Raw genomic sequence first — 12,340 nt, forward strand, 5'->3', positions numbered from 1 at the left:
TCTGTATGCGCGGCCTTCACATCTTGACGTGCCTCCGCCGATTGCGCGACATTGAAACTTGGCATCCGGCGCTTCGGGGGGCAAAGTCGCCAATGCAGAGCTTCACTGATCCCACCGGTCTCACCGATCCAACTGGCGTGAGCGAGCTGACAGATCTGTCCGAGCTTTCCGAGTTTTCCGAACCCGACGAGTCCTCCGGGCCCCGCGCGCCCGACGGGACGACCACCCCGGCCCAGGAGTACACCACCGCGGGCGGGATACGGTCGGCCGGGGACTCCCTCCCCATGGTCGCGGGTGCCGCGACGGCCATCGCGGGAGTGGGCGCCGCGCTGGCGCTCGCCGACATCGGCTCGCCGCTGCGCGCGCCCTTCACCCTGTTCTTCCTGATAGTGGCGCCGGCGTGTGCCGTCGGGGCCGCCCTGCGCGGCCTCGACCCACTCAGCCGGTCCGTGGTGGCGGCCGGTGGCGCCGTCGCCGTCGACCTGCTGATCGCACAGGTCATGCTCGCGCTGCACACCTGGACAGTGCGGGGTGGCGTCGCCGCCGTCGCGGCCGTCAGCCTCCTGCTGTTCCTGCTGGCACACGCGCGGCACCGCCGGGGCCACGCGACGAAAAGTCGGGCTTCCTGACGTGAACATCAGCGTGTACCGCCCCGGCGAGCTCACCGCGGCCGACCGGGCGGCCTGGTCCGCCCTCCAGTCGCGGGCCTTCGAGGACGGCTCGCCCCAGCTGGCGAACCCCTTCCTGGCACCGGAGTTCGCCCTGGCCGTCGGCCACTGCCGGCACGGGGTGCGGGTCGCGGTCGTGCGGGAGGAGGGCGAGCCGGTGGCCTTCTTCCCTTACCAGCGCTCCCCGCTGGGCGTGGGCCGCGCCATCGGCCTGGGCGTCTCGGACGCCCAGGGGCTGGTCCACCGGCCCGGATTCCAGTGGGACGCACGGGAGTTGCTGCTCGCGTGCGGGCTCTCGGTATGGGAGTTCGATCACCTGGTGGAGGGCCAGAAGCCCTTCGAGGTCGGCGCCACCGGGTCGTACGGCTCGCCCGTGGTCGACGTCGAGCAGGGCTTCGACTCCTACCTGACGGCACTGCGCAAGCAGTCCCCGAAGTTCACCCGCACCACCCTCGCCAAGGAGCGCAAGCTCGGCCGGGACGTCGGCGAGGTGCGCTACGTGCACGACGAGCGCGACCCGGCCGTGCTGCACACCCTGATCGGCTGGAAGTCCGCGCAGTACCGAAGAACGGGGCGCAGCGACCGCTTCGCGCGCCCCTGGATCTCCCACCTCGTGGAGCAGCTCTTCCACACCCGCAGCACGTCGTTCGGAGGGCTGCTCTCGGTGCTCTACGCCGACGACCGGCCGGTCGCGGCGCACTTCGGGCTGCACTCGGGCCCGGTGCTCGCCTGCTGGTTCCCGGCGTACGACCCGGCGTTCGCCAAATACTCGCCGGGTCTGGTGCTGCACCTGCGGATGGCCGAGGGGGCCGCGGCCGCGGGCATGGCCTATCTGGATCTGGGGCGCGGCGAGAAGGCGTACAAGAACTCCCTCAAGACCCGCGAACTCATCGTCTCCGAAGGGTGGGTGACACGTCATCACCCCGTCGCCCTGGGACACCGGGCCCGGCGCGCGCCGGTGCGGGCGCTGCGCAACACCGTGCTGGCGCGACCGGAGCTCTTCGAGCGTGCCGACCGGCTGCTCAAGCGCATGGGGCGGTTCCGCGCGGGGAGTTGAGGGCGCGGGTGCACGCCCCCCGAGTGCGCCGCCAACGGCGCATTCCGTCAACCGGGCGTGTGAAACGGGCGCAAAAAACACCCAAAGGAGGAGTCACCGCACCAGCTCTTGCCATACAGTCTCAAGCATCAATACCGTCGTACATCCACCCGCATCGGCCCATCAGTTACAGCGGCTCAAGGGGAGGGCTCAAGCGCCGCGATGGTGTCGGGGGCGGGGCGCGGTGGGGGGTGCCGCGTTCGGTAGTCACGGTCGCAGGGTCGCACGCCACGCGACCGGTCTTCGTTGTCAACTCACCCTGTCCATACGGTGCTTCACGCAGCGGCGGGCGAGGCGAGTACCCCCTTTTCGAACCGGATCAGCCATTGGACCGCCGGGGGGCGGTCCACCGGACGAGAGGGAAATCCGACTCATGAGTTCTTTCCTTCGCCCTGCGACAGATCAGGAGCCGGCGCCGCCCGCCGGCCATTACCGCCCGGTGACCTCGCACCTGGCGATAGCGCCTCCGGTGAGCGTGGTCATCCCCGCCATGAACGAGGCGGAGAACCTCCCGTACGTCTTCAAGACCCTGCCGGCCTGGATCCACGAAGTCGTCCTCGTGGACGGCAATTCCACCGATGACACCATCGCGGTCGCCCGGGGCCTGTGGCCCGACGTCAAGGTCGTCGAGCAGCGCGGCAAGGGCAAGGGCGACGCGCTGATCACGGGTTTCGCCGCCTGCACGGGCGAGATCATCGTGATGGTCGACGCGGACGGCTCGGCGGACGGCAATGAGATCGTCACCTACGTCTCCGCGCTCGTCGGCGGCGCGGACTTCGCCAAGGGGTCCCGCTTCGCCAACGGCGGCGGCACCGACGACATGACGCCGATCCGCAAGCTCGGCAACCGCGTCCTGTGCTCCCTCGTCAACCACAAGTTCGGCGCCCGCTACACCGACCTGTGCTACGGCTACAACGCCTTCTGGAAGCACTGCCTGGACGAAATCGCCCTGGACTGCGCGGGGTTCGAGGTCGAGACCCTGATGAACATCAGAGTCGTCAAGGCCGGACTGCGCGTCCAGGAGATCCCCAGCCATGAGTTCGTGCGCATCCACGGCACCAGCAATCTCCGTGCCGTGCGCGACGGGCTGCGGGTACTGAAAGTCATCCTCACGGAGCACGGAGCCCGCCGCCGGCGCCCGCACCGCCTCGCCATCGCGCCGGCCGCCAACCGCAGGGAAGTCTCTTGAGCAGCCCACCCCCGACAACCCCGGCCGACGTGCCGGACGTCTCCGTGGTCATCTGCGTCTACACCGAGGACCGCTGGGACGACATCCTCGCCGCGGTGGCCTCGGTGCGCGACCAGTCCTGGCCCGCACTGGAGACTGTGGTCGTCGTCGACCACAACGACGCGCTGCTGCGCCGCCTCGCCAAGCGCTACGGCGACGACGGCGCCGGTGCGACGGCCGGGGTGCGGGTGCTCGCCAACACGGGCCCGCGCGGCCTGTCGGCCGGCCGCAACACCGGCATCGCCGCCTCCTCCGGTGAGGTGATCGCGTTCCTGGACGACGACGCGGTCGCCGAGCGGGACTGGCTGCGCCACTTCGCGCTCGCCTACACCGACCCGCGCGTGATGGCGGTCGGCGGCCGTACGGAGCCGGTGTGGGAGTCCCGGCGCAGGCCGGCCTGGTTCCCCGAGGAGTTCGACTGGGTCGTCGGCTGCTCCTACCGCGGGCTGGCGCCCGGCCGGGTCCGGGTGCGCAACATCCTCGGCGGCAACGCCTCCTTCCGCAGGTCGGCGTTCACCCTGGCCGGCGGGTTCGCCAGCGGCATCGGCCGGGACGGCGACCGGCTCCCGCTGGGCGGCGAGGAGACGGAGCTGTGCATCCGGCTGACCCGGGCCCTGCCGGAGGCGGTGCTGCTGATCGACGACCGTTCGGTGATCCACCACCGGGTGCCCGCGGCGCGGGAGCGTTTCCGCTATTTCCGTACGCGGGCGTATGCGGAGGGGCTGTCCAAGGCCCTGGTCACCCGGAGCGTGGGGACGCGGTCCGGGCTGGCCTCGGAGCGCCGCTACACCACGCGCGTGCTGCCCGCGGGCGTCGCGCGCGGGGTGCGGGACGCCCTGCTCGGCAGGCCGGGCGGCGCGGGCCGGGCCGGGGCGATCGTGGCCGGGCTCGCGGTGACGGTGGGGGGCTACGCCCTCGGCAGCCTGCGGGTCCGTCGCGGCGGCGTCCGGTTCGCGGTCGCGGAGGCGCCCGCGGGCGGCACGACGGCGGAGGAACCGCACGGTGGCCACGGTCCGAACGGCCCGGCAGCGGGCCCTCCCGCGGAGGAGGCCACCGCATGAGCGCGGAGACCGTGCCGATACTGATGTATCACGCGGTGGCGGAGTCCCCCGCGCGCGCGACGTACGGCCTTTCGGTGTCTCCCGAGTCGTTCGCGGGGCAGATGCGGCTGCTGGCCGAGCGCGGTTTCACCTCGCTGACGGCCGAGCAGCTCGCCGCCGTCTGGCGCACCAGCGCCGTGCTGCCGCCGAAGCCGGTGCTGATCACCTTCGACGACGGCTACGAGGGCGTGCACCGGCACGCCCTCCCGGCGCTCGTCGAGCACGGCTTCACCGCGACGCTCTTCGCGTCCACGGGGTGGCTGCGCGGGGAGCACGAGACGGGCGGCGCGCTCGACCTGATGCTGACCTGGGACCAGGTGCGGGAGCTGGTCGCGTCGGGGGTGGAGATCGGCGGGCACAGCCACACCCACCCCCAGCTCGATCAACTGGCCGATGAACGGCTGTGGTTCGAGGTGCATCGGTGCCGGGAGATCCTTGCGGGTGAGCTGGGGCGCCCACCGGTGTCCTTCGCCTATCCCTACGGTTATTCCGACCGCCGGGTGCGGCGCACGGTGCGGGCGGCGGGCTTCAGCGTCTCGCTGGCCGTGGGCAACACCCTGGCCGCCCGCCCACAGGGGCCGTACGCCCTGGAGCGGATCACGGTGCGGCGTTCGACCGGTCCCGGCGAGTTCGCGCGGCTCGTCGAGGGCCGGTCACTCGGTCGGCTCTTCGTCCGTGACCGCACGCTGACCAAGGGGTACGCCATATATCGCAGAACCCGACAAGTCGTCAGGAAGGCAAGCGAAGCCCGTGTCTGACACGTCCACCCGCACCGAGGAACGGGAGACGGAGGGGCCGGCCGGCCGCAGGCTGCGGCTGCCGGGGCGGGGCGGCGGAAGTCCGCTGTTCCGCAACGCCTTCGCGCTGATGCTCAACACGGGCATCAGCGCCGTCCTGGGTGTGGGTTACTGGCTGGTCGCCGCCCGGTACTACTCCGAGGATGCGGTCGGCCAGGGCTCCGCGGCCATCGCCGCGATGAAGCTCCTCGCGGGGCTCACCGCGGTCACCCTGACGGGGGCGCTGGCCCGCTTCATCCCCACGGCCGGCCGGATGACGGGGCGGCTCGTCTTCCGTACGTACGCGGGGAGTTCGGTGGTCGTCGCGCTGGCCGCGACGGTCTTCCTGCTCACGCTCAACCTCTGGGGCCCCTCCTACCGCTTCCTGCACGGGCCCCTGCACGGCTTCGGCTTCGTCGTCGCGGTCGCGGCCTGGTCGGTGCTCACCCTGCAGGACGGGGTGCTGACCGGGCTGCGCAGCGCCTTCTGGGTGCCGGTGGGCAATACGGTCTTCTCGGCCGTGAAGCTGGCCCTGCTGGTGGGGGTGTCGGCGGCGCTGCCGACGTCCGGGGTGTTCGTCTCCTGGGTCGTCTCCATCGGCGTCTCGGTGCTGCCGCTGGGGTGGCTGGTCTTCCGGCGGCTGGTGCCCCGGCACGTGGCGGCGACCGAGGCGACCGCGCGGACGGCGTCGTACCGCGAGATGGGGCGCTTCCTCGCCGGGGACTACACGGGGTCGCTGTTCTCCCTGGCCGTGGTCTATCTGGTGCCGGTGATCATCGCCTCGCAGGTCAGCTCCGCCGACAACGCGTACTTCTACATCACCACCACCATCGGCGGCACCACGAACCTGCTCGCCATCAACATGGGCGCCTCCCTCACGGTCGAGGGCTCGCACGACCCGGCGCGGCTGGCGGAGAACTGCCGGGCGGCGCTGCGCCGGATGGCGAAGATCATGGTGCCGGTCTGTGTGCTGCTGTTCGTCCTCGCGCCGTACATCCTGCGGGTCTTCGGCCAGGGGTACGCGGACGCGGCGACGCCGCTGCTGCGCTGGTTCGCGGTGGGGGCGGCGCTGCGGGTGGTCATGGAGACCTACTTCGCGGTGCTGCGGGCCCAGAGCCGCACGGCCGGACTCGCCTATCTCCAGGGCCTGTTGTGCGTCCTGGTGCTCGGTCTGACACTGCTGCTCCTGCCCCGGATGGGCCTCACGGGCGCCGGGGTCGCGGAGATCTCCAGCCTCGCGGTGATCGTCTCCATCTCCGCGGTCAAGCTGCGCAGGATCCTCAAGGCGGCGACGCCGCGGGCCGTCCCCCCGGTGGCCTACGCGCCCGATGTGGCGCCCGACGGCGACCTCGCGGACCTCGCGGTGCGCGGTGACCGGCGGGACGGCCCGCAGGGAGCACGCCCGGCCCGGCGGGGCCTCGGGCGGGCCTTAGGGGCCCGGACGGCCTCGGACGGCGGGCAGCGCGAGGGCGGGCGGTACGGCACACGCTGGGCGCTGAGAGCGGCCCTCGACGCGGACACCATGCCTCTGGGAGTGCGGTTGGACTTCGACCACTTGGAGCGGCGTCCCGACCTCCGGCACACGCCGGACGGGGTGGCGTTGTCCTCGGTGCCGCCACCGCTGCCGAAGCCGCCGGACGCCACCTTCGAGGCCGGGGCGGAGCCGGCCACGGCCGCCCCGCCCGAGGCGCGGCCCGCCGCCGACGGCCAGGCCACGGAGCGGCCGCCCGTGCCGAAGGCTGCTGCGGGGCGGCCGCCCGCGGCGGCCGCGGAAGGGCCGCTCCCCCGCCCGGCCACCCCCTGGTGGCGGCGGCCCGAGCCGGGGATCTGGCTGCTGTTCCTCGGCGCGCTCGCGCTCTACTGGACGCCGCTGGCCTCCCTCGGCGAGTCCGGCCTGGACGGCATGGGCGGGCTCGGGCTGGTGTCCGTGCTGCCCGTGGCGACGCTGGTGGGCGCCGCCCTGCTGATCGTGTCGTTCGCCGCCGCCCTGGGGCTGGCCCGGCAGCGCCGGTGGCTGCTGACCGCGGTGCTGCTGCTGACCGTGGTCTCCCTGCACGCCGCGCCCGCCGTGCTGGAGGCGCAGCCGCGCTTCGCGACGGCGTGGCAGCACCTGGGGTTCATCGACTTCATCGACCGGACGGGGGTGGCGGCGCCCGACCTCGACGCCCGCTGGAGCTGGCCGGGCTTCTTCGCCGTCGCCGCGTTCGTCGCGCGGGCCTGCGGGGTGAGCGACCTCTCCGGGGTGCTGCGCTGGTGGCCGCTGACCGTGCAGCTGCTGAGCCTGGCACCGCTGGCCCTGCTGCTGCGGGCCGTGCGGGCGGGCTGGCGGGCGAAGTGGACGGCGGCCTGGCTGTTCGTGCTGTGCGGCTGGGTGGGCCAGGACTACTTCTCGCCGCAGGCGCTCAACTACCTCTTCTATCTGCTGTTCGTGGCCGTGCTGCTGGTGTGGTTCCGCTGGCCGCGGCAGCTGCGCGGGAAGCTGCTGCCGGGCGAGGCGGAGGTCGCCCCCGCGGGCCGCGGCGAGCTGGGGGTCCTGCTCGCGGTGGTGCTCGCGGTGTTCGCCGCGTCGGTCGCGAGCCATCAGCTCACCCCGTTCGTGATGCTGGGGGTGGTGACCGCGCTGGTCGTCACCCGGCGCTGCACGCTGCGCGGACTGCCGCTGCTGTGCGCGGTGATGCTCGCGGTGTGGGTGGGCTTCCTCGCGGAGCCCTACTGGTCGGGCCACTTCGACGAGCTCTTCGGCGGCCTGGGTTCCCTGGGCGGCAATGTCTCCTCGTCGGTCTCGGGCCGCATCGAGGGCGGCAGCGCCACGCACAAGCTGGTGCTGTACGTCAGGGTGGCGCTGGCGGGCGGGGTCCTGGCCTTCGCCGCGCTCGGCTGGTGGCGCCGCCGCCGGTCCGGGGTCGCCGACGTGGCGCTGCTGCTGCTCACCGCGGTGCCGTTCCTCGCCTTCGGGATGCAGTCGTACGGCGGTGAAGTCGCCCTGCGCGTCTTCCTGTTCGCGGTGCCGGGCGCCTGTGTCCTGGCCGCGCTCGCGCTCTTCCCGCGCACGCGCGCGACGGCGCGCAGCGGCGTGCTCGGGCCGGTGGCGGCGCTGGTGGCCGGGCTCGTCCTCGTCTTCGGCTTCCTGGTGGCCCGCTGGGGCAACGAGTCCTTCGAGCGGGTGCGGCCCGGCGAGGTCGCCGCCATGGACTACGTCTACGCGCACGACGAGCCGACGGTGCACCTGCTGTGGATGAGCAACGACACCGTCAAGAACGTCACGCCCGCCATGCCCTGGGGCAGCCGCGACATGGAGCGGGTGCTCTACGACCCGACGCTCGCGCCCCGCGACCCGGCGCGGGTGGACGACCTGGTGACCGCTCTGCGGAAGGCCGGGCCCCGGGCGTACATCATGGTCAACAGCGGCCAGTCGGTCTATCTCCAGCTCGACTCCGGCTACGCGCCCGACTGGGACGCCCGGGTTCGGCACGCCCTGGACGGCCGGCCGGAGCTGCGGCGGGTGCTGTCCAACGACGACGCGGTGCTCTACGAACTGAAGAACCCGCCCGCGGGTGAGGCCCCGCAGCCCCGCCCGGGCCCGCCCGGCCCGCGCATCACTTGGACACCGGTCTCGGTGATCGGCGCGCTGGCGGCGGTGGCGCTGCTGCTGCTCCTGTCCGTGCGCGAACTGCTGCGGGTGGTGGGCCGCCCCGGAGTCCGCCAGCTCCGCTGGCTCCAGAGCTCGTACTGGTTCGCGCTGCCGCTGCTCGTGGTCCTGCTGGTGTCCCTGGTGACGCGCTTGGCGACGATCTCGTAGCCGGGCTCGTAGTCGGACTCGTAGTCGGGCCGGAGCGCCTCAGCCGACCCACTGCACGTCGTACGGGCCCAGGTTGAGCGTGTGCCCGTCCACGGTCGCGGTCAGCGCGCGGTTCTGCGTGTTCACGGCCAGGATCGTCGTGTCCGAGGCCAGTGTCCGCACCGTCCCCGCGTCCGCCCCCGTGACGTCCACGGAGTGGAACCGCGTCCCCGTCGGGAAGGACTTCGCGAAGCGCGCCAGCAGGTCCAGCATGGGCAGCGCCGTGCCGCCGTCCGGTAGTTCCGTGCTGCGCCACAGGCAGCCGGGGCAGTCCGCCGTCGTCGACTCCGGGTTCCAGTAGAACGCCGTCGCGGCCCCGGCCGTGGCCAGCTGCTGCATCGCCACGGCCTGCACGGCCGTGCGGTGCTCCTCCGTCCAGCCGTTGCGGTTGTCGTTGGCGTCGGGCGGCTCGACGTACCACTCGGACCACCACACCGGCAGGCCGGTGGTTCTGGCCAGCCAGGCGGTCACGTCGGCGAACTTCTGGGTGGCGCCGAACTCGTCGGGCAGCAGCCGGTCGTTCTCGCGGGTGTAGCTGGCCCCGTCGACCGAGACGAAGTCCGCGCCCTTCTTGTGCGTATTCCAGTAGGAGACGGCGTCCACGGAACGCTGGTCGACCGAGCCCCAGGGACCGCGCAGGGACGAGGCGTTGGTGGCGTTGTCGGGGGGATGGCTGTCCACGTTGATGTAGGGCCCGCCGACGAGGTTGCGGGCGTTCTGTCTCTTCAGCTCCGCGTAGACCAGGTTGTAGAGCTGGGTGTAGCCCTCGTAGTCCCAGCGGTTCCTGGACTCGTCGAAGAAGCCCTTGAACTCGTTCCAGACGACGAAGTGGTGGATGTCCGGATAGCGCTTGGCGATCACGCCGGCGAGCTGGGCGAAGTCCTTGTAGTGGCCGGGCAGCGGCGCCTTCTCCAGGGACTTCTGCGACCAGTCGGTCCTGCCCGCGGTGCCGCCCTTCATCCAGTCGGGGGCGCAGCAGAGCGTGAGGACGGGGGTCGCGCCGGTCTTGCGCATCAGGGCGACGCGCCGGTCGAGGTCCCCGAAGTTGTAGGAGCCAGGCCTGGGTTCGGGGTTGTCGACGCCCCAGCCCATGATGTGCTGGTTCTGCGGCAGGGGGGAGCCTGCGAGCAGTTTGGCGGCGGAGGCGCGGGCGCCGTCGTCGCCGTGGTCGGCGCTGTACTGGGTGTGGGTGAAGCCGAAGCCCAGGGCGGCCGCGCCGCCGCCCCGGTCGCCGTCCGAGCCGCCGGGCCCGCCCGGTCCGCCGGATCCGCCGCCGCCCTCCCAGCCGCCGCTGAGGACGGCGACCAGCAGCGCGAGCGCCAGCACGCCGCTCACGAGCAGTGCGGCGACCCGCCACCGCCCTGTCCGAGAAAAAAACGCCCGACGTACCCCATGACGTGCCATCACGGGCAAGGGTATCCACGGGCGGATCGATGTGCGGTGGCTTCCGCGCGAACGCCGGGACAACCGGGAAAAACCTGTGTGCGCAAGAGCCTCCGGTGCCGGATCATGGGCGGCATGTGCGCCGACGTCCGCCCCGAAGCCAGGAGGCAGATCCTGCCCACCGACCCGGCCCCCACCCCCGCGGAGAAATCGCTGCCGCTCCGGCTGAACGTGGACGACAGCGATTCGCCGTCCGATGTCATCGACGCGCTGTTCCTGGGCCGGTTCGCCACCGGGGAACAGCCGTACGCGCACAGCCGTTCCGTGGACCGCGTGAAACCCGGCGCCTCGCTGCTGCCGCCCTCGGCGAGCGTGGTGCGTGCCGCGCGGGACGACGACCGCAGCGCGACCCTCGCCGAGGGCGACGGGTGGACGCTGCTGATCTCCCGCTGGAACCGCGGCGCGGACGTGTCCGTGACCGCGACGAGCGACGACCTGGCCAGGAAGGTGCTGGGCCAGGCCGTGGACGACGCGGAGGACGAGCCGGAGCCGCAGCCCGAGCACGTCACGATGGGCTTCTGGTACGTCTCGCCCCGGCGCGGCCCGCACCGTACGACGCGGCAGATCTCGGCCGGCACCTGGCAGGAGGTGCGGCCCAACTACACGGCGCCGGTGGCCGACGCGATGGACCGGCTGATGAAGGTCACCCCGGACGACATCGCGGGCCGGCTGCTGCTCCTGCACGGTCCGCCGGGCACCGGCAAGACGTCCGCGCTGCGGACGCTGGCCCGGTCGTGGCGGGACTGGTGCCAGGTCGACTGCGTGCTGGACCCGGAGCGGCTGTTCAACGACGTCGGTTATCTGATGGACATCGCGATCGGCGAGGACGAGGGCTCGGCGAAGGGCCGTTGGCGGCTGCTGTTGCTGGAGGACTGCGACGAGCTGATCCGCGGCGAGGCGAAGCACACGGCGGGGCAGGCGCTGTCCCGGCTGCTGAACCTCACGGACGGGCTGCTCGGGCAGGGCCGCAATGTCCTGGTCGGAGTCACCACGAACGAGGACCTGGAGCGGCTGCACCCCGCGGTCGTGCGGCCGGGCCGGTGCCTGGCGCGCATCGAGGTGGGCCCGCTGACGCGCAAGGAGTCCGTGGCCTGGCTCGGCCGGGAGGAGGGCGTGGGGCGGGAGGGCGCGACGCTCGCGGAGCTTTTCGCCTTGCGGCGGGGGACGGGTCCGGCGTCGGTGCCGCCGCAGCAGGGCGGGCTGGACGCGGGGCTTTATCTGTAGGCGGTGGTCGGCTGCGGGTGGTGTTGTCCCGCACCACCGCTGCACGGCGGTGTCCTCAATCGCCGGACGGGCTGAATTGCGGGCTACGGTCCGCACCATCCAGCCCGTTGGGGGCACCTCCCAGCGGTAGCTGGAACGGTACACCCCTTGGGACACACAGGGGCAAGCGTTCGCCCGACAAGCGGAGGCCCCGCTCGATGCCTCGGGGGAGGACGCTCGGGCGGGGCCGATTCGCGGCGACTCCGTCACGGGTTGATCGTGAATGAGCAGTTGCAGTCTCCGCATTCGCAGTACGCCGAACCGTCTTCCTGCGGGTAGACAGTGACGTTGCTGGATCCGCAGTTGGTGCAGTTCATGGCCACTCCTGACGCTTGGTCACTGAAAGACCGAATGCGCTGCCTGGCACTTCGGGTCTTCGCACATGATCAGCACCCCTAGAGAGCCCTGGTCATGAACTGAGACACGCGCTGTGCCGCACACCCTGCACCTGAGCTTGCCCTGTGCCCCCAGGTGTGCCCTGGCTCGTGCATCGGTCCTGCTTGTGATCTCGGGCTTGTGCATGACTTCTCCCGCCGTCCGCCTATGCCTGTGGCTGGTGTCACATGGTCCCGCACTCGGCATCCACGTGCGCAGGAGTTACGAGCACCCGTCCGGCTGGACCTGCCAAGGAGCCGACCGGACGGGCGTGGTTCCCGCCCCTGCCGGGATAGGTGATGGGTAAGAGGCGCATCACCCACATCCGGCGGGGCGGAGCTTGGTGTCGTCCGGCTGTCCCCCGTACAGCCGGACGAGTTCTTGGTGCCTGCCCCTCTGCGATCGGCGAGCGCCCAGCGGGGAGGAGCGCTCCAACAGAGGGGCAGGCGGTCTAGGCCCGGATTTCGCACGTGCCTCGTTCGGTTGGCGCCGGCGCGAGCCGCCTGCCGATCACGTCGACGCGCAGGGCCCGGCTGCCGGGCCGCACGGAAGC

General features: G+C 72.0%; 8 protein-coding genes. 7 read left to right on the forward strand and 1 reads right to left on the reverse strand.

Going from position 1 to position 12,340, the window contains the following annotated elements:
- Window positions 1-137 precede the first annotated feature (137 nt).
- The 6 genes from AB0435_RS11375 (at window position 138) to AB0435_RS11400 (ending at window position 8,667) form a co-directional block, all read left to right on the forward strand.
- On the forward strand, window positions 138-629 hold the full coding sequence (locus AB0435_RS11375; protein WP_366005016.1) for a hypothetical protein: 492 nt from the start codon (window positions 138-140) through the stop codon (window positions 627-629).
- Window position 630: 1 nt separating this feature from the next.
- A complete protein-coding gene (locus tag AB0435_RS11380; protein WP_366005015.1) occupies window positions 631-1,725 on the forward strand; it encodes a GNAT family N-acetyltransferase in 1,095 nt (364 codons plus the stop codon).
- 412 nt (window positions 1,726-2,137) lie between these two features.
- Window positions 2,138-2,953 carry a glycosyltransferase family 2 protein gene (locus tag AB0435_RS11385; RefSeq protein ID WP_366005014.1) on the forward strand — a complete coding sequence of 272 codons (816 nt, stop codon included), beginning with the start codon at window positions 2,138-2,140 and terminating at the stop codon, window positions 2,951-2,953.
- Window positions 2,950-4,053 carry a glycosyltransferase family 2 protein gene (locus AB0435_RS11390; RefSeq protein WP_366005013.1) on the forward strand — a complete coding sequence of 368 codons (1,104 nt, stop codon included), beginning with the start codon at window positions 2,950-2,952 and terminating at the stop codon, window positions 4,051-4,053. Before AB0435_RS11385 ends, AB0435_RS11390 begins: the two co-directional genes overlap by 4 nt.
- Window positions 4,050-4,850, forward strand: a complete 801-nt coding sequence (locus tag AB0435_RS11395) for a polysaccharide deacetylase family protein (RefSeq protein WP_366005012.1) — start codon at window positions 4,050-4,052, stop codon at window positions 4,848-4,850. The genes AB0435_RS11390 and AB0435_RS11395 overlap by 4 nt, the downstream gene beginning before the upstream one ends.
- On the forward strand, window positions 4,843-8,667 hold the full coding sequence (locus AB0435_RS11400; RefSeq protein WP_366005011.1) for a lipopolysaccharide biosynthesis protein: 3,825 nt from the start codon (window positions 4,843-4,845) through the stop codon (window positions 8,665-8,667). The genes AB0435_RS11395 and AB0435_RS11400 overlap by 8 nt, the downstream gene beginning before the upstream one ends.
- A 39-nt stretch (window positions 8,668-8,706) precedes the next feature.
- Here AB0435_RS11400 and AB0435_RS11405 read toward each other — a convergent pair whose 3' ends face one another.
- Window positions 8,707-10,041 (reverse strand): xylan 1,4-beta-xylosidase, encoded by a 1,335-nt coding sequence (locus tag AB0435_RS11405; protein WP_366426752.1) that lies wholly within the window; start codon window positions 10,039-10,041, stop codon window positions 8,707-8,709.
- Between the two features lie 183 nt (window positions 10,042-10,224).
- On the opposite strand from AB0435_RS11405, the gene AB0435_RS11410 reads away from it, so the two are divergent.
- Window positions 10,225-11,373, forward strand: coding sequence for a DUF5925 domain-containing protein (locus AB0435_RS11410; protein WP_366005054.1), 1,149 nt, complete (start codon window positions 10,225-10,227; stop codon window positions 11,371-11,373).
- The last annotated feature ends 967 nt before the right edge of the window (window positions 11,374-12,340 follow it).

Source organism: Streptomyces sp. NPDC051173 (genome assembly GCF_040689515.1).
GTDB lineage: Bacteria > Actinomycetota > Actinomycetes > Streptomycetales > Streptomycetaceae > Streptomyces.